The 20,610-nt window shown below is 51.4% G+C and carries 16 protein-coding genes; 2 read left to right on the top strand and 14 right to left on the bottom strand.

The features are described 5' to 3' along the window. Positions 1 to 436: 436 nt before the first annotated feature. The 6 genes from HJG54_RS02830 to HJG54_RS02805 form a co-directional block, all read right to left on the bottom strand. Positions 437 to 1,000, bottom strand: coding sequence for a Uma2 family endonuclease (locus HJG54_RS02830; RefSeq protein WP_316433234.1), 564 nt, complete (start codon positions 998 to 1,000; stop codon positions 437 to 439). 234 nt (positions 1,001 to 1,234) lie between these two features. Then, the gene (locus HJG54_RS02825; RefSeq protein WP_316433233.1) at positions 1,235 to 4,729 is read right to left on the bottom strand and encodes an SUMF1/EgtB/PvdO family nonheme iron enzyme; all 3,495 of its coding nucleotides are present in this window, start codon (positions 4,727 to 4,729) and stop codon (positions 1,235 to 1,237) included. Between the two features lie 134 nt (positions 4,730 to 4,863). After that, positions 4,864 to 5,328, bottom strand: a complete 465-nt coding sequence (locus HJG54_RS02820; protein WP_316433232.1) for a hypothetical protein — start codon at positions 5,326 to 5,328, stop codon at positions 4,864 to 4,866. A 75-nt stretch (positions 5,329 to 5,403) separates the two neighbouring features. Further along, positions 5,404 to 5,613, bottom strand: a complete 210-nt coding sequence (locus HJG54_RS02815; RefSeq protein ID WP_036001577.1) for a hypothetical protein — start codon at positions 5,611 to 5,613, stop codon at positions 5,404 to 5,406. 120 nt (positions 5,614 to 5,733) lie between these two features. After that, positions 5,734 to 6,732 (bottom strand): GNAT family N-acetyltransferase, encoded by a 999-nt coding sequence (locus HJG54_RS02810; protein ID WP_316433231.1) that lies wholly within the window; start codon positions 6,730 to 6,732, stop codon positions 5,734 to 5,736. 32 nt (positions 6,733 to 6,764) lie between these two features. Further along, positions 6,765 to 7,796, bottom strand: coding sequence for an RNA polymerase sigma factor, RpoD/SigA family (locus HJG54_RS02805; RefSeq protein WP_420717378.1), 1,032 nt, complete (start codon positions 7,794 to 7,796; stop codon positions 6,765 to 6,767). Positions 7,797 to 9,145: 1,349 nt separating this feature from the next. On the opposite strand from HJG54_RS02805, the gene priA reads away from it, so the two are divergent. After that, entirely contained in the window at positions 9,146 to 11,641 is a 2,496-nt protein-coding gene (priA, locus tag HJG54_RS02800) for a primosomal protein N' (RefSeq protein ID WP_316433228.1), read from the top strand. A gap of 21 nt (positions 11,642 to 11,662) precedes the next feature. Here the strand turns inward: priA and HJG54_RS02795 are convergent, their stop codons facing one another. The 7 genes from HJG54_RS02795 to HJG54_RS02765 form a co-directional block, all read right to left on the bottom strand. Then, positions 11,663 to 12,115 (bottom strand): ferredoxin, encoded by a 453-nt coding sequence (locus tag HJG54_RS02795; protein WP_316433227.1) that lies wholly within the window; start codon positions 12,113 to 12,115, stop codon positions 11,663 to 11,665. A 71-nt stretch (positions 12,116 to 12,186) separates the two neighbouring features. Beyond that, entirely contained in the window at positions 12,187 to 12,573 is a 387-nt protein-coding gene (locus HJG54_RS02790; protein WP_036001565.1) for a DUF1257 domain-containing protein, read from the bottom strand. A gap of 62 nt (positions 12,574 to 12,635) precedes the next feature. Beyond that, positions 12,636 to 12,845, bottom strand: a complete 210-nt coding sequence (locus HJG54_RS02785) for a DUF2997 domain-containing protein (RefSeq protein ID WP_316433225.1) — start codon at positions 12,843 to 12,845, stop codon at positions 12,636 to 12,638. Between the two features lie 343 nt (positions 12,846 to 13,188). Next, entirely contained in the window at positions 13,189 to 13,821 is a 633-nt protein-coding gene (locus HJG54_RS02780; protein ID WP_051925871.1) for a hypothetical protein, read from the bottom strand. 333 nt (positions 13,822 to 14,154) lie between these two features. After that, positions 14,155 to 15,387, bottom strand: coding sequence for a type II secretion system F family protein (locus tag HJG54_RS02775; RefSeq protein ID WP_316433224.1), 1,233 nt, complete (start codon positions 15,385 to 15,387; stop codon positions 14,155 to 14,157). Positions 15,388 to 15,521: 134 nt separating this feature from the next. Then, positions 15,522 to 16,637: a type IV pilus twitching motility protein PilT gene (locus tag HJG54_RS02770; protein WP_316433223.1), complete on the bottom strand. Its 1,116-nt coding sequence runs from the start codon at positions 16,635 to 16,637 to the stop codon at positions 15,522 to 15,524. Positions 16,638 to 16,755: 118 nt separating this feature from the next. Next, entirely contained in the window at positions 16,756 to 18,759 is a 2,004-nt protein-coding gene (locus HJG54_RS02765; RefSeq protein ID WP_316433222.1) for a GspE/PulE family protein, read from the bottom strand. An 870-nt stretch (positions 18,760 to 19,629) separates the two neighbouring features. Here HJG54_RS02765 and HJG54_RS02760 point away from each other — a divergent pair. Next, positions 19,630 to 20,202, top strand: a complete 573-nt coding sequence (locus HJG54_RS02760) for a hypothetical protein (RefSeq protein WP_316433221.1) — start codon at positions 19,630 to 19,632, stop codon at positions 20,200 to 20,202. Here HJG54_RS02760 and HJG54_RS02755 read toward each other — a convergent pair. Then, positions 20,189 to 20,461 (bottom strand): hypothetical protein, encoded by a 273-nt coding sequence (locus tag HJG54_RS02755; protein WP_316433220.1) that lies wholly within the window; start codon positions 20,459 to 20,461, stop codon positions 20,189 to 20,191. The two genes, HJG54_RS02760 and HJG54_RS02755, sit on opposite strands and share 14 nt — an antisense overlap. Positions 20,462 to 20,610 lie beyond the last annotated feature (149 nt).

Here is a 20,610-nt window from a genome sequence, read left to right as displayed (position 1 = left end):
TGCTTCTAGTGCTCAGGCTTATATCCGCAGAGGCTGCACGGCTGGCTCTTGACCCAAATGCTCTTGACCCAAACAAATTGCAGCATTAGGCAAGGTTGGGTAGCAGCGTTGATTTAATGTGAAGCTGCATAGACATAGTGCTTCCAAAATAAAGTTGTAGGCTAATGACCTAATGACATCCCCTAATTCCAATCGTTTGAATCCTTAAGGGATTTATACTTGCCACATGGGAAGCGAGAAAGTTGCGAATCATTTGACATCTCGCAAACACCAGATTTGAAAAAATAGTTTGTCGCAGGTGCCAAGTATCGGCATGGTTGAGATGAGCTGCCCAACGGTAAAGTTGTGCGGCAGCAGATAACCTTGAACCCAACATCAGCAGCTTTCATCCGTCGGCGGCATTTGAATTGTGAGACGTGCGGTTACATGGACCGCTTTACTCCAGCAACCAACCAAATACCAAACCTACACTCAAATTTAACTCATTGGCAAAGGGGGGAACTGGCAGCTTTTGCTCTGACTGGTCAAACACTTCTGGTTGCTGCTTTGGAAGATAGACAAAAACAGTTTGCTCATCGGGGTCAATTAACCAACCCATTTGAGTTCCATGATTAAGACAATGCAGAATATTTTTGGTTACTTTTGTTTGACTTTGGTCAGGTGACAGGATTTCAATTGTCCAGTCAGGGGCTATCGGAAAGGTATTAGCAACCTCACCATTTTGGTCACGGGGAATTCTCTCCCAAGTAAACACAGATACATCTGGAACCGTTGAGCGCCTACCAAACGTGCAACGCAGTTCTGAAAACGCTCGTGCAATTTGTTGAGGTTTAAGAACCGCATTGATAGTAGTAGAAAACTCGGTTTGAATTGTGCTGTGCTTTCCCTGGGGCATTGGCTTCTGGATAATCTGCCCATCAATGTACTCACTGGCAGGCTTAGTTTCTGGCAGCTTCAGAAATTCCTCTAAAGTAATGGGTTTAGATGGAGACTGTACCATTTGAACCTCCTTGCAACAGGAGTTGGATAAGGCTTGTACCTATCTTAGAAGGGTTCATACCCACCATAGCACCATAGTACTGTAGTGCAAAAATACTATGGAATTATTGAATCAACCGGACGGGTTTTCGGCGAACCTACCAAACCATCCGGCTCGGTTTAATTTTTGGATGCTGATGTGAGCATCACGGGAGCAAATCTGGACTCTTCTGCGGTACGCTCAGTGAATTCCCATTCACCGATTCTGACACTGAAGAGTGCAGGGGGAAACACAAACGACCCGAAAACCAACGAGAATGTCTAGATTACCGGGGGTGAGCTGACCGCGGTAAGCAGAGCGACAGTAGCCAGGGTTGAGGAACCAGGAACCGCCGCGCAGTACTCGGTAGCGATCATTTCCATCGGCGACCCAAGCACTACCATCAGTTGGTGCACCTTGATAGGACGGATGCCAGTGATCCAAACACCACTCCCAGACAGTGCCATGCATGTCGGCTAAGCCAAATCCATTCACTACACCAAAACTGCCGACTTCCGTCGTTTGTTGGCGATAGACTCCTGGTTCGCCGTTGCCATAGCTGTAGGTGCCGTCATAGTTAGCCAGATCGGTCGAAAGGATTTCCCCGAAATGAAACGGCTGCGTGGTGCCAGCCCGGCAGGCATATTCCCACTCGGCTTCCGAGGGTAGGCGATAGGTTTTGTCCGTATGCTGCGATAGGCGAGCACAAAACTCGATTACGTCATACCAGGACACTGCTTCTACCGGACGCTGACCGCCCTTGAAATGGGCCGGGTCGGGGTCCAGATCTCGCTTAATTCTAGGAAGCGATGCCACGAACCGCCATTGCGCCTGCGTGATTGGAAACTGGCTCATGGCAAAGGCGGACACCGCTACTCGATGCTGTGCCTCGACATCCACTCCCTCCAATTCGGGGTAAGAATTCTTGTACCAATCCCGCCCCACTTCCTCTGGAGGCGACCCCATCACAAACTCACCTGCCGGAATCTGCACCAGATCCAGGCTCAATTCCTCGCTGAGCCATTCCTTCCAGACTGGGATCGATTTCACCTGGGTGATAGCCTGGTCAGATTGCAACGTCACGATCAGCATCGGCACCGCCGCTCCGCTAGGTGCCCCAATCAGACTCAAACCTCTGGCCGCACTCTGGCGCAGCCGCAAGGGCTGGTTTCCATCCTCCAGAAGGCGCAGCAGTTGCTCGGTTCCGGCTTTCATCACGCCCAACGCTTCCGCCGCACTGCGCCGCATATCCAGTTCTTCGTCAACATCAGTCAAAAGCGCCAGCAGGTTTTCTGCCCCCATGCCCAATTTACCCAAGGCTTGGGCTGCCGCCTGCCGTGCCTCCAGGATTTGATTGCGATTTTCCAGCATGCCGATCAAATTAGCCGCGGCGATTTTGGCGCTGGTTCCCAACTGACTCAAATCTTCCGCTGCCCGAAGCCGATATTTCAACTCTGGATCCGAGAGTTCTGAAATCAGCAAGCGAACGCGGCGTTTTTCCTGCATCAGCCGCAAGTTTTCTGGGTCTAATCCGGCTTTACGGGCCAGTTCTTCTGGGACAAAGGCGGGAATCCTGGTTTCCTGCGGCTTTGCCAAACAGCAGTCGCGCACGGCCAGCAAAAATCCTTGAATTGTCTCTGGGGTTTCGTTAGCCTGGTCCAACCGTTGATCAATCGAGGCGAAGAACTGACGCCACATCGCTTCCGGGTCCGCCCAACTGGACTGAGACTCACTTAACTCCTGGAAATACTCGGTCAGGAAATCAGGGGCTGTCTGCATTGAGGGAGAATGGAACCAGTCCACTAGATAGTGGGCCGCCAAGTATTCAGCTAGAGGGTCTAGAACAATCCGCAGTTTGTTTCCGGGTTCTAGCGTTTGCAGCAGGCGTAGTCGGGTTTCCAGATAAATTAATCGATTTTCGGCATCTGCTTCCGATCCTTGAACGGCTAAGGCCGCTAGAATATCTGCCTGTTTGGCCGCCGCAGGACGGTAGGTTTGTTTGAGACACTGCCAAGCAATCACCCCGGCATCCTGCTGCACCTGAAGCGGATCGCACTGATTGGCGGGTTCAATAGCACGATTGAGCTGATTCAGATAACTCAGCATTAACTCTGGAACCGAATCCGGCAGCGTTCCACCCGCTCCTTGCTGCTGCTCGATTGCCTGATCAACATAGAGCTTGGCCAGCAACACCGTGATATTGCGCTGCCCAACCATGCGCGACAAGCGGCGACAAATCTCAAAGTAATCCTCATCTTCAAACAGATGCCGTTTCCCTTTGGCTGTCAGATAGGCATTGACAAACTCAGACAGCCGGTTGCCTTCAACTCGCATTGGCTCCAGCACCGTCTTGGGAGCACCACCTAAAGGTTCTAGCAGGCGGGATGTAACGATCAGGGCATGAATGGGAAACTCCCGATCAGCAGGGCAAATTTTGGTTTGCGTCGGTTTAGTCATTTCCGATAGGTGATCCACAATCACCAGGATGCGCCGTTTTCGCAACAGGGCTGCAATCAGAGGTGGATCTAATGGCTCTGCGGCAGCCACCAGTGCCTGAAGCCGACCCTGCACCACCTCTAGTAAGTTGTCGGATGGTTCCAACTCCTGCTCAATCAAGATGGGCAGAATGGCGTGCTTTGCCAGTTTGTGCTCCAAACCCCAGCGGGCAATCTGACAGGCAAGGCTGGTTTTTCCCGCTCCTCCTTCGCCGGTAATCAGTAAACACAGACGCGATTGCTGAAAGCAAGGCCGGAGAGTTTGCGGTCCAAATTCCGTTTCAGAATTACCATTGAACTTCACAGGTAATGGCACATGAATGGCGCGGTCACCTACTGTGATATTCACCGGGCTGGTGAAGTTGGCAGTTGCCGTATTCCGTTGCTGAGCAACCCAAGCATCCAATACGCGGGAATGATACTTCAACGGCACTAATCCTTGCAGCAAGCTACTCAGCCATGGGCCGATTGCCGGAATTCTGGCTATGGTTTTGACGAGTTCATCCCCAACTTTCAGTAACCAGATGGGCCTCAGCAGGAAAATGCCGCCATAGCTGCTAATCAAAACCAATCCCAGCAAGCCTGCTGCCGCGATCCAGGGATAAGCCTGTACCCAAGAAACGACCTGATAGCTCGGCTGATCAGTCAAATTTTGCCACTGTGTTTGCAGCACATTCCGAGTCCGCCTCAGGGCATCTAAATCCGCTGCTTTGGTTGGCCAGGTTCGTTGATCTTTCTCTAGTGCAGCCAACACCGTATTCAGTTGTTGTTGCAGCACTTGCAGGTCGGAAATTTCTCCGGTTTGCCACCCTCGCAATTGGTCAGAATAGCTCTGACTGTCTCGACCAATCGCACTCAACGCCCGAACCGCCTCGCTCCGCACTTGCAGATCGCTATCTTCTTGACTCACCGACACCAGAGCCGGAACTGCCGACTTTGCCTCCCAGCCAATTTGTCCCAAGGTTTTGGCGGCAGCAACACGCATAGCGGCTGTATCAGCATTCAGGGCAAAAGCAAGAGATTTAGCTGATGCTGCACTGCACTGTTCTAATCTGCTTTGGGCATCAGTACGCTTCTGATCATCTGCAAGCTGCTCAACGGCTTGATCTAGCGTATTAGAATCACAGGCTGGCTCACGGTTAACAGGTGCCAACACCAAAGGGATGGTCGCTAGAACAGTGACAGTTAGCAGTAAGCGCCGAACCCACTGGCTCATTCGTTGATTTTGAACAGGGTGGAGATAAGTAATCTCAGTTTAACCGCAAAGGAGAAATGGCCAATTAGCTCCATGTCCTAGCACTTCCCTCCTCGGCTGGTTCTACCTGAGGCTGGGCATCCGTCTGGACGGGCTTACATCCACAGGGGCCGCATGGCTGGCTCTTGAACTAGATGGGTTGAGGCATCGGGGAAGGTGGTGTAGTAAGGCTGGTCAAACAGGTTGAGTAAATTGAACTGTAGAGGCTGATTGGGCAGCAGCACGGACTCATTTGCGTTGATGGGAGCTTCGATTCGTAATATCCAGTGGTTGAGATCAGGCCGTGCTTCTGTCATGGGACCGCGTCGTTCGGCGGCATCCGGCTGGAGGATTTCTTCGCATTCTGTCAGCGGCAGCGCCGCCTCAATTAAGTTTGTCAACAGTCCTGCATTCACTTCAGCGCCAGTGCAGTACCCAAATAGCGAAGGCAAACCCAGCCAGATAGCCCATGGCATCAAAACAGCAATGATCAGCGCCATCACATGCTGTCCCAGCCTGCGCAAAACCTGCCAGATCTGCCAAAGTAATAGCCGAGCCTGCACCAAGCGAGATTCGAGCATTAGCACTTAAAACTCAAAACTTAAAACTCAAAACTTAGAACTCAAAACTTAAAACTCAAAACTCAAAACTTACTTTCAGTCTAGCTTGAGCGCATTCACCGGCACTTCATCCCAAGATTCCACCGTCCGGATTTGGGCTACCCAGCCCTGCGCTTTTTGCTCTAGCGTCAGGTTCGACTCAAACGAATCGTGACATTCCTGTGCCTGAGTTTCGTCACAGCAAGCAATGCAGGCCCGAATGATACCGCAGGGATCAATCTGCTCGTTTACCCAAATCGTTGCCATAGATATTCCTCCAACCGTAGTGTCGGCATAGCCACCCTCTAGCCTAAATCAACCTGCTGCTAGGAAGGAAAAATTTTTCCAAAAATGCAGAAATTCCTGGATCCTAGCTCCATCAACCCTTCAGGCCGCTAACTGCTCGATGGCATCTCGATAGAGCTGACAGACACGCCAGTCGGGTAAAATTACGGCTCCCTGTCGTTGGTAGAACTCAATCGCTCGCTGATTCCAGGTCCGAACGCACCATTCTAATCTGCCGTAGTTGCGGTTGAGCACCTGCTGGGCCAAGTAGGCCAATAGCGAACGCCCAATGCCCTGACCGCGATACTCTGGCCGCACAAATAAATCTTCAACAAACAATCCTGGCTTGGTCAAAAAGGTGGAGTAGTTGGTGCAAAATAGCGCCAGACCAACCGCTTGCTGATGCTGCTCGGCAATCACCACTTCAGCGTAGGAGTGCTGCAACAAATGCTCGGCCAATGCCTCTGGACTGCCTACAAATAGATGCAAATTGCCATCATATTCAATATTCGCTCTCACTAGCGCAAAAACATCCTCGATGTCATTCGCCGTAATTGGACGCAGATTCCATGACAACCCAGCTGATCCACCCTCAGCTAACAATGGCAACGCCGCTCCAGTCACACGGCAGATGCGGGCATCTTGTAAAACTTGTGCCCCAATTCGCTGATAGAATCCAATTGCAGGGGCATTCCAATCTAAAACGCTCCACTCTAGCCGCCCGTAGTCTCGCTCTAGAGCTAGCTTCGCTAATGCTGATAACAGCGCCTTCCCCACACCACAACCCCGATAGGCTGGCCGCACAAACAGATCTTCTAAATAAAAACCAGGTTGAGTGAGGAATGTGGAGTAATTGACAAAATAGAGCGCAAATCCAACTGCCTGCCCATCTGACTCGGCCACCAATGCTTCAATACAGGACTGGTCAAACAAGTGGCTATGGAGTGCCTCAACCGTACCGACAACCTGATCAGCGAGATGCTCATATTCTGCCAGTTCCCTGATTAAGTTGAACAGGGTCGGCACATCGCTAGACACAGCCGAGCGAATGGCAACGCGAGCAGACTGGATGTCGCTAGAAGGAATAACGGAGTCAGGCATGAATTATGTAGAAATAGAACGTAGCTACTGACTCAGCGCAGCCAGCTCTTGAGACGGGAGGCTACCTGCGGGCGGCGCAATTTTCGCATCGCTTTGGTTTGAATTTGTCGCACCCGTTCCCGTGATAGGTTGAAGATACCGCCAACTTCTTCTAGCGTGTGGGTTTCACCCGTAGTTAAGCCGTAGCGCAGAGCAATAATATCGCGTTCTCGTTCGGTCAACACTTCGCCTAGAACTGCATAAATCTCCTGCCGCATCATCGCTTCACTCATTTGGGCTTCCGGAGATTGAGTGCTGCTATCTTCTAGCAATTCCATCAATTCCGTATCTTCACCTTTGCCTACGCGATGATTCAGCGACAGCGAGCGCCGCCGTACCTGCTGCAAATTACGCAGCTGATCTGCCGTCATATCCAATGCTGCGGCCAATTCCATTTCCGTCGGATTGCGATTTAATTCTTTGCGCAATTCGCGATGGGCTTTCTTCAGCTTGTTCAGCTTTTCCACAATGTGGATGGGCAGGCGAATTGTGCGGGCGTCATTGGCAATGGTACGGGTGATACCTTGGCGAATCCACCAGTAGGCGTAGGTAGAGAATTTGTAGCCCTTGTCAGGATCAAACTTTTCGGTGGCCCGGTTTAGGCCGAGTGCGCCTTCCTGAATCAGATCTAGGAACGGAACGCCCCGATTCAGATAGCGTTTGGCAATGGAAACCACCAAACGTAGGTTCGAGCGAATCATCTTGCGCTTAGCCACGCGGCTCAAGTACAGCCGATGTTCTAGCTGGCGTTCGGTTAGCTCTAATTTGGCTGCGACATCTGCTTTGGTAGGCATCCGCCCTAGCTCATCTTGCAATTGTTGCCGCAACTCTTCGACTTCGCCTAAAAACTTAACGCGGCGAGCTAGCTCTACCTCTTCGTTGGGCTTCAGCAGCGGATAGCGAGCCATTTCTTTGAAGAACGCTCCGACCGCATCGTCCGAGATGGTTTTGCGATATCCCGAAGCGCGGCTAGCCATCAGATCTTCGAGGTCTTCTTCTGAACCAAACCCAATGATGGCGGCCATTTCACTGCCTTCGACGGCACGCGCAGCTTCAGAAATGTCCATAGACTGAACTATATCTGTTTCTGTCTCACTTAAATAGGCATCGCCCAAATCAGCTAGCCGTAATGGATCCGTTGAATTAAGAATGGAATTGCTCATTATCTGTAAGTTGTGATTGAATAACGCCGTCGTAGTTTTGTGAGTCAACTGTTTGGGTCGATTGGGGCCAACAGGGTAACGGTGCGTAACCAAGTTTGATCAACCTGATCAAGGAATGCAGCAGTAGCTAAACCTCGTGGGAAATGCCTGCTCTCAGATGCAACCAATTTCAACCAATTTCAATCAAACCAATAAATAAAGCGGTTCTGATCGGTTACTCATTTCCTTGGCATTAGCATGCCATCAGCAAACGCAACCCCATTCTCCATAAGCCAAATTCGTTCGATTTCATTCGATTTCGTTCGGTATAACTAAATCAATTGCTTTAATCGATCCAATCACCAAACTAGGTAAACCAAATCGGGACAATAAATCTAGGAATAAACTTCAACAGTGCAACTACCCTGTTGAGCAATCACCTAAATTCAAGGTTTTGAGAAGCTATTGGGAGATAGCTGCAAGAACAACAATCGCCTAGCGAAACAGCGGCAAAAAACTTTCTGAAGACTCTATCGAACTGATTACCAGAAACGAAATGATGTCTGCCCAACTAATGATTTCAACTTAAGGCTAATCTACAGGACTTTTCCCCAGTGTCAAGCCTAACTTCAGAGAGATTTAAATCAACGCTGCTATTTGCTAAGAACTCAGCCCTCCGAAAAATACAGCTACAGGGTAATGGATTCCGCTCCTAAATGCAAATGGATTAACCAACATTGGCAAACTGCTGTGTAACAGCATCTCTGCAACTTCGGAAAACGCCCCTAACTGCTTGAAGCACCCCAACCTTAGAACTTGGCTGAAGGTGAGTCTAATATAGCAGTCTCTCGTCTGATATCAAGTACCCAACCCAAATTTTTTGCAAAAAATCGGTTGAGTCGGGCAGTGCAGTCCGTGCAACCCAGTGACTGCAACGCTTTTTGTAATAAAACAGTAATCTAATAATTTGTGAAATCAATCTGGGATGGGCCATTGGCTTGTCTAGCGTTTAGGGCTGTCGCTGCCTCGCCCACGTCAGCTTGTTCAGTTTAAGAAATTTAAAGTCCTTAAATGAATGAAACAAAAGATCAACTTAAGTATAAAATTGCCAAGTTTTATCTCAGTCATTATTCAGACAATCGGATATGCTTTAATCCTTCTTCAGTTCTGATTCGGTTTGATTCCGGTTTAATAATAGTATAGATGTACTTAAATGCGCTGCCTGCACTGCTATGATATTCGCCGTAGCTGAGTCCCACTTGATTTACTCTGATGCATCTGATGCATCCCTGCCGCAACGGTGGATCGAAGTCTTGGTCGATTGTCCGGGCGCGCAGGGGCTATACACCTACTCGGTACCGCCGGCTCTGCCAGTGCAAGCAGGCGATGTCTTGAGCGTGCCGTTTGGGGTGCAACAGGTGGGCGCAATTGCGATTCGCTGGGTCGATCAGCTACCTGTTGATCTGGACCCTTCTGCTGTGCGGCCAATCGCGGACGTGGTCAGCCCTGGCTTTTTCCCGCCCACCTACTGGACATTGTTACAGCGGGTTGCCGAGTACTATCGCACTCCCTTAATGCAGGTGATCCGGATTGCTCTACCCCCAGGGTTATTGGCTCGCTCTCAGCGCCGAATTCGTCTCTTGACCCCACCCAGCAAAGCACCGCTATTTCACCCGGCAGCCCAGCGCATCCTGGAGCTATTGCAAAACCAAAAACAGGGAGACTATTCCTGGCAGTATTTGCAACGGCAGGTGCGGCACGCCAACCAGGGACTGCGGGAATTGTTGCAGCAAGGCTGGGTAGAAAGTTATCTGGAATCCCCTACACCGGTGCGACCTAAACAGCGACAGATGGTGGCGTTGACGGCGGAAATGGGAGTTGGCGATCTCAGCCCCCGGCAGCAGGAAGTCGTGGATGTGTTGCGGCGGCGCGGTGGCGAAATCGGACTCCAGGAGTTGCTGCAGACCTGCCAGGTCAGCTCTTCGATGCTGAAAACCCTGGCGCAAAAAGGCTATTTGCTGATCCAGTCTAGGGAGGTGCTGCGGCTGGAGGCCACGTCCGTATGTCAGCCCGATCCACCCAAGGTTCTGACCGAAGCCCAACAGCAAGCGTTAGAAACGCTAACGTCCGTTTCTGGATTTAGTCAACTGCTGCTGCATGGCGTTACCGGTTCAGGCAAAACCGAAGTGTATTTACAGGCAATTGCGCCCTTGTTGCACCAGGGAAAGTCAGCCCTAGTGCTGGTGCCTGAAATTGGCCTAACGCCCCAACTCACGGATCGCTTTCGTGCCCGCTTTGGCAGTCGAGTCTGTGTCTATCACAGTGCGCTGTCCGTTGGAGAACGCTATGATACTTGGCGGCAAATGCTGAACGCAACTCCTCAGGTGGTGATTGGCACCCGCTCAGCGATTTTTGCGCCTTTAGCTAACTTGGGTCTGATCATCCTCGATGAAGAACACGACGATAGCTTCAAGCAAGACCAGCCTGCCCCCTGCTACCATGCTCGCACCGTAGCCCAATGGCGTGCTCAACTGGCTGACTGTCCCCTGCTTTTGGGTTCTGCTACTCCATCGCTGGAAACCTGGCTCAGTGTGAAGCCAAGCCTCAACCCTCCTGAGACCAAGGGACAGACTTGCTATCTTTCCTTGCCAGAGCGGATTCACGCCCAGCCTCCACCCCCGATCGAAGTCGTGGATATGCGGGAAGAACTGCGCCAAGGCAATCGCTCCTTGTTTAGCCGTTCGCTCCAACAGGTGCTACAAAATCTCAAAAGCCAATCCCAGCAAGGCATTCTGTTTATACACCGGCGGGGGCACAGCACCTTTGTCTCCTGCCGCAGCTGTGGCTACGTGATGGAATGCCCTTATTGCGATGTCTCACTCACCTATCACCAACCACGCGAAGGTGGTTACGAATCATTACATTGCCACTACTGCGGCTATCGGCAGACCCATCCTCACGCCTGTCCGGCCTGCGGTTCTCCTTACTTAAAGTATTTTGGTAGCGGCACACAGCGGCTAATTCAAGAACTGAACCGGCTTCTGCCCGATTTGCGCTGCATCCGCTACGACAGCGACACCACCCGCACCAAGGGCGCTCACCGGGCCTTGCTGAACCGATTTGCTCAAGGCGAAGCCGATCTGCTGGTCGGAACCCAAATGCTGACCAAGGGAATCGATCTGCCCCAAGTAACGCTGGTAGGGGTAGTGGCTGCCGATGGCCTGCTGCACTTAGCCGATTACCGCGCCAGTGAACGAGCCTTTCAGACCCTAACCCAGGTAGCTGGACGAGCCGGACGGGGAGAGCATCCGGGTCGAGTCGTAATCCAAACCTATTCGCCCCAGCATCCGGTCATTGAAGCGGTAGCGCGCCAGGACTATGCTGCCTTTGTTACCACCGAATTACAGCATCGGGCTGCCTTGCATTATCCACCCTATGGCCAGTTGCTGTTGCTGCGGCTGAGTGGGTTAGATGCGCCCACGGTCGGTCAAGCGGCTGAGCAGCTAGCTGATTTTTTGCGCCAGGTGCTAGCAAACCAACCCGACTGCGAGCTTTTGGGTCCCACTGCTGCCTCGGTTCCGCGCGTGGCGCGACGCTATCGCTGGCAAATTCTGCTCAAATCCTGGTCCAGCGTCCCACTGCCTCTGCCCGATCTGGCGGAGCTACGGTCCCACTGTCCTGCCGGTATCAGCTTAACTGTCGATGTGGATCCGCTGCATTTGCTATGACTTGCGGTGATTGCATGCAATCTACTGCTTTTTCCGCTGCTGCCGCCGCCGCACGGCCACCACGGCCCGGTCCACCGGAAAGCCAACGACTGGAATCACTTGATATTTGCGTTCCTCTTCGAGCCGCTTGAGTTCGGTGTAGTCCACCCAGTGGATACAGTCTACCGGGCAGGTATCGATGGCTTCCTGAATCACTTCTTCGGAATCCCCATCCTGACGAATTACCCGTGAACGGCCATAGTCTGGCTCAATGTAGAAGGTATTGCGAGCTACATGGGCACAGTGCTTGCAGCCAATGCAGGTAATCTCATCGACGTAGACTCCCTTCTGGCGCACTATGCCGCCTAATTCTGGCTCCAGCCCAGTCCGCTCCGGGGCATCCCGTAAGTGACCGCCAAGCTCTGGTGCTAAATTGGCAGCAAAGTCAGTGGAGGAATGGGTGGAACTGGTTGCAGGAGAGTGGAATTCATCCATGCCAATCTCTTGTGTAAAAGAATTTAAAAAACAAAAGCCCGACTGGAGCGGGCTTCTACGAAAAAGTGAACCTAGGCACTCCAGCGTTGAACCACTAACCGGATCGAGCCATCTGGGTTTTGCTCTTGTTCGGCTACCTGAAAGCCTTGGCGGCCGGTTTCCTTCAGTACGGTGTGGTAGGCATAGCGCTGGGTGACTTTTCTGAGGAAGCCCTCAACCGTCAGCGGCTGTTGCCAATATTGCAAATCGGCCACCAGCTCGTATTGGTCTTGATTCTGACTGAAGCCGATATCGTAGCCATTGCTTTGCTCGATCACAATCTCGGCGGTCCGAGTTTGTCCACGGTAGCCTCGCACAGGTTGAGGTCCAGACTTCCAGGCAACGCCCAGATCGGTCAAAGCCGCCTGTAACGAGGTGAGGTCTCGAATTTGGGTTTTAATTTGGCTAAAGTGTGACATGGGAGATTTCGTTAAACAAACTGGATGAAACTGGACAGGACACGAGAACCAAGCGGTGATAGTTACCACTCGCTGTAGGTTGTTTGAGCTTGAGCCGACACGGACTGCTGCACAGACTGAGCAAAATATTCAGAGGTTGTTTCTTGGCTTAACACTTGACCTAGCTGAGCCTCAATCGCCGCTGTAACTTCGGCACAAGAGGCCCCAATGATACCTGTTACCTTTTCCTGCACTCGACCGTCTGGATAAATGATGAACTCCAGCGTTTCCATTCCACTAGTCCTCAGGCGTAAACCACAACTACAACAGCCTTACTGGCAGCAACTTGCCAAGCTATTTACACTAACTGCACAAGTAGGAAAACTACACATAGCCTGCAAGTGTAAATGAGTCTATTGTTAACTAACTCTGACCAAACGAATTAGTCTGCCTTAAAAAGTTAAAAAAGTTAGCAAAACAATGAGGCTATACTTCAGTTCTTAAGTTAGTTTCGCTTAACTCACCGATGCAGTCAAGGATACCTTTGGGTAGAAAAGCGGAGGCTTGATGATCAATCTTTTGGGGAGTGGATAGACCAGATTCTATGAATTTCTCGGTGTTTGAAGGCCAGCTTGGCTAATCGAGGGCGTCGTCGGTGTTGATAAACGAGTCATCCAGCAGTAAATCATCTGTACTAGCTTCTAGGGCGTCGTCGAGCCATTCCCCTTCATCCAAGGCATAAACCGTCTGCATTACATAGGGTAAGCAGGCACCGCGTAAGCCTCGCCGAATCCGCTCTGGGGTCTCTGGAAAAATTACAAACAGCGGGTGAATATCGTCGGCTCCCTCACTGAGCAGATGCTGATGGCGTTTGGGCATGATCCACTCGTAGCCTTGATTCAGCCAAATCTGGGTTTGTCGCCAGCGGCCCAACAGCGCCGAAAAATCTTCATGGGGCTGATGGATCAACACAAAAATCTCAACCCCGGTTTTAATCTTCCATTCCGGGTCGCACATCAAAATCGCGATATCAGCTGGTAGCCGCACTACTTCCCCCGACGCTACATCGGTTTGTCTAGTCGCCGCGGCAGAAACGGGATTGCGCAGCCGAATCAGCGGCAGGGGCAGGGGAATCACGCTCTCTTGAGGGCGACGCATGCTGGGAATCAGTTCTAGGTAAGGGCGAAACTGACGCAGCAGGGCAATCGCTCCCCGATAATCACTACATTCGGCTAAAACTTCTTCGTAATGGATTTGTTTAACCGGCATATCAGAAAAGTTGAAATAATTGCGCGAGTGCATCAAAGGGTTGAAATCAAGCTTTTTTATTTGGTAGCTAGCGAATTTAAGGAGATTTGAAACGCCTAGTTTGAAACGCCTAGTTTGAAACGTTTAATTTAAAACGTTTAACGGTTGGCAGCAGGATAGCTGGGACTTTACTAAATCCCCCAATCAAGGAGGCTTGCAAGCGAGACGAGCAAGTCTTTCGCATTTTAGCGAGTTCTGGAAGACAACGGAATGACTTGAATCACCCATCTCAGTAGAATCCCCCTACCGCAGCAGGGGGACACTCACAAGTCAAAGCAAGCCAAAGTGGCATATTTACTTAATTGCATCCATAATGCCGAAGATGGGGAGATACATGGCGACCAGAATCGATCCGACCATGCCCCCCAGGATCACGATCATGATCGGTTCCAGGATACTGGTGAGGGCCTTGACCGCCTGCTCCACTTCGTCTTCGTAGAAGTCAGCCACCTTCATCAGCATGGTGTCAATTTCGCCGGTTTCTTCCCCAATGCTGATCATCTGAATTGCCATCACCGGAAATACCTTTTCGCGTTGCAGCGCCAAACTGATCATGCCGCCGGTTTGCACTTCCTTGCGGGCCTCATCTACCGCATTGGCAATCACCTGATTGCCTGCCGTATCCCGGACAATCTCCAGCGCCGTCAGAATTGGCACACCCGACCGAGACAGGGCACCAAAGGTGCGACAAAAGCGAGCTGTAGCAGTCTTCTGGATCAGATCGCCGAATAGGGGCATTTTCAGAAAGAACCGATCCATCGTTTCGCGGCCGACCCGGGTTTTGTAGTACTGCCGGTAGGCAAAGCCCAGCAACAGCAAAATTGCAACCAGGATCAGTACATAGGGACTACGTAGAAAGTTGCTAATGCCAATCATGAAGGCGGTGAAGGCGGGTAGCTCAGCGTCCAATTCCTCGAAGATGTTGGCAAAGATGGGCAGCAGGAAGATACACATGCCCAGAAAAATCAGAATCGCGATTGTGCCGACCGCAATCGGGTAGGTCATGGCGGACTTGATCTGGTTTTGCAGTCGCGCCACATCTTCTAGCAGCTTGGCAAGACGGTTCATGACTTCATCCAGCACACCGCCGACTTCACCAGCCTGTACCATGCTGACATAGAGGCCATCAAAGCAATGGGGGTGCTTCCGCATTGCATCCGAGAGGTTGGTGCCCTGTTGCACATCGGCGCTAATTTCCTGAAGCGCTTTCTTGAGTTTAGGATTGGGGCACTGATCGGAAAGCACGCCTAATCCGCGCACCAAGGCAACTCCCGCATTGATTAACACAGCAAACTGGCGCGAAAACACCGCCTTGTCCTTCACCGTGACGCTGGTCAAAGCCGTTTGGATGTCCTTGAGGTCAAGAGTGCTGAGTTTTTCAAGCAACCCTCGGTCTTCGGTCAGCTCTTGGACAAACAGTCCTTTTTCCCGTAAAGCCGTGCGAGCCTCGGACGGGGAGTTAGCCGTGATTTTTTCGCGTTTTGGGTTTCCTTTAGTGTCTCTCGCTCGAACGACATAGGTAGGCATAGCTTACAACCATCGAAGTGAAGAAGTTCTCAGGACAGTCAGGGGATTTTTCGTTCATCGTAGATCTATTTGTCTCGGAATGAACGATCTTTTTGAGCGTCTTGCATGCGGCTGATCCCCTCATCGGGTGTAACCTACTTAGCAGCGGCAGGCATACCGGGCTTGGCGGGCATGGGGGCGTTGCCAATCAGTCGCTGCAATTCATCCGGGCGAGAGGTTTTGGACATGGCCGCTTCAAAGGAAATCGTGCCTGCTTTGTACAGATCGGCCAGCACCTTTTCTAGCGTCACCATGCCCAATTTGCCGCCAGTTTGGATCGCCGAGTAGATTTGTGAGGTTTTGCCTTCCCGAATCAGGTTAGCAATTGCGGGCGTGACAACCATGATCTCTTGTGCCATTGCCCGCCCAAATTCACCAGGCTTGGGGTTTTTCTTGGCGACTAAGGTTTGGCTAAAGACGGCAACTAGCGAGTTCGAGAGCTGGACCCGCACTTGCTGCTGCCGCTCTGCTGGAAATACGTCGATCATCCGGTCTACGGTTTGGGCAGCAGAGCTAGTGTGCAGCGTAGCAAAGACCAAGTGGCCCGTTTCTGCGGCGGAGATGGCGAGCGAAATCGTTTCCAGGTCCCGCATTTCCCCCACCAGAATAATATCCGGGTCTTCCCGTAGGGCAGCTCGCAGCGCATTGGCAAAGCTCTTGGTATCTTCGCCCAACTGGCGCTGGTGAATCAGGCTTTTGATCGGCTCGTAGACAAATTCAATGGGGTCTTCGATGGTAAGAATGTGTTCGGCCCGAGTGCGGTTGATCAGGTCGATCATGGCGGCCAGCGTTGTGGTTTTACCCGAACCGGTTGGCCCTGTTACCAGAATCAGCCCGCGTGGCTTTTCTGACATTTCCCGCACCACATCCGGCAGACCGAGTTTGTCGAAGCTGGGAATTTTGGAGCTAAGCGCCCGTAAGCAGGCGGCATAGGTGCCTCGATCTTTATAGACATTTACCCGAAAACGAGCTAAGCCCTTGACGCCGTAGGAACAGTCTAGCTCCCAGTTTTGCTCTAGGTTTTTTCGCTGAGTGTTGTTGAGCATGCTGAAGATCAGCCGCTGGCACTGTTCTGCCGTCATTGGTTCATCGCCAATTGGGGTGAGATGACCGCTAATCCGGAAATAGGGAGGCAGACCCGCCGACAGGTGCATATCAGACCCGCCCATTTCGATTAGTTGTTCCATCAAGTCTTCGATCATTAGCTCCATAACGTTCTCTCCTTATGCCAGGGAAGTGCGCCAATGCTGTTGGTCAAACAGCGGTCAAGTAGCGGAAGGGGGTAGGAAAATCAAAACTGAGATTTTTCTGCTATGTCAACCGGCAATTTTAATCCTGAAATCTGGGCGTTGTGCAGTAGGGGCAGTCCAGCCATTCCTGCCTCAGCTCAGCACCACAACAGCGACAGGTAAGCGACAATTTACGTTTGGCTTTCAGCTCCGCCTCCAGACCAGTATCGGTAAAGGTGACCCGCTCCACTTCTTCCAGAGTGGTTGCCCCCTGACGCACTAGGTTCAAGCTATAGGCCAACAGGGTTTTCATGCCTTCTTCGACGGCAGCTTCCTTGATCCGCTCGGTGGGAGCGCCTTCGGTAATCAGAGTCTGCATGCGTTCAGTCACGCGCATCACCTCGTAGACCCCACAGCGGCCTTTATATCCCGATCCTTTGCAGGTGGGGCAAAGACTATTCTCGACGCTGGCTTGATGAATTTCCTCGTTAGTGAGGGTATTGGCTCGATAGAAGGTGATTTCTGCATCGCGGGAACTCGACAAACCAAAGCGGGCCAGCTCTTCGGAGCTGGGATTGTAGGGAATGCGGCAATCAGGACAAACACGGCGCATCAGTCGCTGAGCTAGTACTCCAATCAACGAGCTGGAGACCATAAAGGACTCAATGCCCATTTCTTCGAGCCGAGCAATAGCGCTGGCAGCATCATTGGTATGCAGGGTGGTCAAAACCAAGTGGCCGGTTAAGGCGGCTTCAATGGCGGTTTTGGCAGTTTCCTTGTCGCGGGTCTCACCCACCAGAATCACATCCGGGTCTTGCCGCAGGAAAGCTCGCAGTACCGAGGCGAAGTCCATGCCTTTTTCGCGCAGCACCTGCACCTGAGTCAGACCGGGTAGCGAATATTCAATCGGATCCTCTACCGTACTGATGTTGATACCCGGATCGTTGCGCTCGGCCAAGGCCGAATAGAGCGTCGTGGTTTTTCCGGAACCGGTTGGACCCGTCACCAGAATCAGCCCAAACGGACGCGACACCATTTCTTTGACGATATGCAGCGTTTCGGGGTCAGTGATCAGCTTATCCAAACCGAGCTGGGTAGCCGAGTTGTCCAGAATCCGCAGTACGACCTTTTCACCGTAGCGGCTGGGTAGGGTATTGACCCGGAAGTCTACTTTGCGACCGTCAAACAGACGTCGAATCCGGCCATCTTGGGGCACGCGCCGTTCGGCAATATCGAGGTTGGCCATGATCTTAAAACGGGCCGTTACCGCTGGAATAATCTTTTTCGGCAGTGGATCTAGCCCTTGGCGCAATACCCCGTCTTTGCGGAACCGAATCCGCAGATAGTCTTCTTGCGGCTCGATGTGGATATCTGAAATACCGTCCTGGAGCGCTTTCGCCAGGATCTTATTTGCCAATGTAATGATGGGAGCTGCATCTGCATCCTCGAGTGCCGCATCCAGGTTGACTTCCAGATCATCTGCCGGCTCTTCTAAGTCGAGATAATCCAGGTTTTCAATATCGGATTTGACATCAACTTTGGATTCAAACTCCAGCTGCTTTTGTCGTTCAACCTGCTCGTCTAGATACTGGGAAATCAGGCGCTGGTAATCCTCTGCGGTAATTACCATTCGCTGCAGTGTCAATCCCTGCGGGCGCAGAATCCGGTTCAGGTCGTCCTGGGCTGCTAGATCATCGGGATTCACCATTGCCACCAACACCGAGGGCGGTTCTCCGTCGGTGCGGCTAAGTGGAATCAGACGATAGCGGCGGCAAATATCAACCGGGATCAAGGTCTCGATCAGCTGACTGAGCTGGCTGGCATTGATCTGGTTAATCTCTGGGTCCAGCGACTCGACGCCATAGAGAATTTTTAGTTCAAATAGCTGTTGCTTCTTATATTGACGTAATAAATCAGGCGGCAACTGTTGCCCGGTGATCATCGCCAGCACATCGGTGAGTGGCCGACCTGACTTGCGACTTTCAATCAGCGCTTGCTGCATCTGTTCATTGTTGACAAAGCCCGACTGAACCAGTTTGTTGCTGAAGGGAGAAAAATTGTGTTGAACGATCAGGGCGCGCCGCTGCGACGAGGAATTAGCCATAGCTGATGCAGATAGGTTCCTTACAGAGTAGAGTGTTCCCAAAAGTCTTGGCTGAATTGACTCCTGCTGGATGGGTTCAGAAAGGCACCATCAGCCAACGACCAACCAAAGACAGATAAAACCAAGGCCAGAATAAATAAATTTAAAATCGCGTTTAGCTCAAAAATTTCTCAGAAACGTAAAAACTAAACTGAAGCGGACGATTATTCGGAACTCGCAGAATCATAGGCAGAATCATAGATAGATGGCACCTGAGCAAACCGAATCTAATTAAACTAACTACGGGATTCAATGTAATCAGGGAATTTACAATCCCCTAGAATACAATCCTCCAAAAGTGGTACCTCAAAAGCGATCGTTACTAATAAAGTTTGGCTATTCAGCTTTAAAAACTGAAACTGGCCTACTTTGATTTAGGCAGACCAAACACCTGCCTTGCCAGATGCCAAAGACCAACCGGTACATCTGCAACGCTAGTCTATCTGCCAGACATTTAACCTAAGCTCTGGTGGCGAAACCTTATTGCTAACCAATCGCGAAACAAAATTAAACACATGCATTCAATCACTAACCGCTGAAGCACCCTGAACCATGAGAGACCCCTAAGCCTAGGGTGATTCTACACCTTCGCTTTAAGGTAGCTTATGCCAAAGATCACAGAAGCACTCTATGTAACCATTAAACAAGGTTTGGAGAGAATAACAGCTCTGATTTAGCAAGTTGCGAGAGGGTATTGGTTTGAACAAACGATGACCAAGCCTCGCTAAACGTTGACTATTTTGAGCGATAAAGCAATAGTTCTAGTATCTATTAGTTCTTTTATGCCGTTCTTCACATCAAAAGGGTATGCTGTCACAAATTGTGCGCCCCATGGTTCGCACCCAAATTCGGCTTCTGGCTAACAGTCATGCCACCTATTCAACTCTGGTGACGACCATTGCTCAGTGGCTAGGGTTTTTGGGCGTGCAGGCCAACGTTACCCAACTGCACACCGAATCGAATCGAATTCAGCTTTCGCTGACCGTAGGTAAACCTGACTCCTGCGACGATTGCGATTGGGAAAAAATTTTGCAGAACCTGGAGCGCAATGGAGCCAACGCACCGACCCAACCCCAAGCTTCGCCGCTCACGCCGGTACAGGAACGCAAACTTCAGCGGCTGTTGGCTTATGTAATTCAGGCTGGCAATCCCGATCGTCCGCTGGAGTGGGAATCCCTCTATCCGCAACTGCAAAGCCTAGGCTTCGAGGAGGAGATGCTGGCCGGCATCCGAGCCGCATTGAAGGTGCCCCAATCGCTCGATCAGTTGACCGAAGAACTCGATACCGATGTCGCGGCAGTTGCCCTTTCCAAAGCAGTGGGCATTGCGATGCTGGACCGCCAGATCAACTCTTCGGAAGACAAGGCGCTGACGGCTTTATTGGATGCGATTAAGCAGCGGTAGGGGTGGATGGGCTTCGCCGTGAGCGGCTCAGCCGAACGGTGGATGGGTGGATAGGGATCTGGAAATTGGACTGGCGGTGGAGCACCTTGAGAAACGGTAGATTGGGCTTGAGTAGGGTGGGCTTGTAGTAGCTGAGACTGCATCTGCTGGGGAACCAACGACAGGGCCATAACCCCACCTTCTGACTCCTAGCTCCTAACTTCTGAGCCAACTCCAAAAGCACCATGACACTAACAGCAGCCAACCCATTCAGTTTCATCCCAGCACCTCACTGATTCATCGTCCGATGGATTATATCAATTCTTAGTTTTGAGTTTTGAGTTTTGAATGATGGAAGCGGCATACCGCAACCCGTTGGACGGTGTAATCTGTAGCCCGATTCAAGGGAAATGGTATTAGATGAGTTAT

Origin of the sequence: Leptolyngbya sp. NK1-12 (assembly GCF_032598965.1) — a bacterium.
GTDB lineage: Bacteria > Cyanobacteriota > Cyanobacteriia > Elainellales > Elainellaceae > Elainella.
This window is presented reverse-complemented; position numbering and strand designations above follow the sequence as displayed.

Excerpts from the sequence above, each read along its gene's own strand:
- HJG54_RS02830 (WP_316433234.1), bottom strand. The coding sequence starts at position 1,000 with ATGGTACAGTCTCCATCTAAACCCATTACTTTAGAGGAATTTCTGAAG.
- HJG54_RS02825 (WP_316433233.1), bottom strand. The coding sequence starts at position 4,729 with ATGAGCCAGTGGGTTCGGCGCTTACTGCTAACTGTCACTGTTCTAGCG.
- HJG54_RS02820 (WP_316433232.1), bottom strand. The coding sequence starts at position 5,328 with ATGCTCGAATCTCGCTTGGTGCAGGCTCGGCTATTACTTTGGCAGATC.
- HJG54_RS02815 (WP_036001577.1), bottom strand. The coding sequence starts at position 5,613 with ATGGCAACGATTTGGGTAAACGAGCAGATTGATCCCTGCGGTATCATT.
- HJG54_RS02810 (WP_316433231.1), bottom strand. The coding sequence starts at position 6,732 with ATGCCTGACTCCGTTATTCCTTCTAGCGACATCCAGTCTGCTCGCGTT.
- HJG54_RS02805 (WP_420717378.1), bottom strand. The coding sequence starts at position 7,796 with ATGGCCGCCATCATTGGGTTTGGTTCAGAAGAAGACCTCGAAGATCTG.
- priA (WP_316433228.1), top strand. The coding sequence starts at position 9,146 with ATGATATTCGCCGTAGCTGAGTCCCACTTGATTTACTCTGATGCATCT.
- HJG54_RS02795 (WP_316433227.1), bottom strand. The coding sequence starts at position 12,115 with ATGGATGAATTCCACTCTCCTGCAACCAGTTCCACCCATTCCTCCACT.
- HJG54_RS02790 (WP_036001565.1), bottom strand. The coding sequence starts at position 12,573 with ATGTCACACTTTAGCCAAATTAAAACCCAAATTCGAGACCTCACCTCG.
- HJG54_RS02785 (WP_316433225.1), bottom strand. The coding sequence starts at position 12,845 with ATGGAAACGCTGGAGTTCATCATTTATCCAGACGGTCGAGTGCAGGAA.
- HJG54_RS02780 (WP_051925871.1), bottom strand. The coding sequence starts at position 13,821 with ATGCCGGTTAAACAAATCCATTACGAAGAAGTTTTAGCCGAATGTAGT.
- HJG54_RS02775 (WP_316433224.1), bottom strand. The coding sequence starts at position 15,387 with ATGCCTACCTATGTCGTTCGAGCGAGAGACACTAAAGGAAACCCAAAA.
- HJG54_RS02770 (WP_316433223.1), bottom strand. The coding sequence starts at position 16,637 with ATGGAGCTAATGATCGAAGACTTGATGGAACAACTAATCGAAATGGGC.
- HJG54_RS02765 (WP_316433222.1), bottom strand. The coding sequence starts at position 18,759 with ATGGCTAATTCCTCGTCGCAGCGGCGCGCCCTGATCGTTCAACACAAT.
- HJG54_RS02760 (WP_316433221.1), top strand. The coding sequence starts at position 19,630 with ATGGTTCGCACCCAAATTCGGCTTCTGGCTAACAGTCATGCCACCTAT.
- HJG54_RS02755 (WP_316433220.1), bottom strand. The coding sequence starts at position 20,461 with ATGAAACTGAATGGGTTGGCTGCTGTTAGTGTCATGGTGCTTTTGGAG.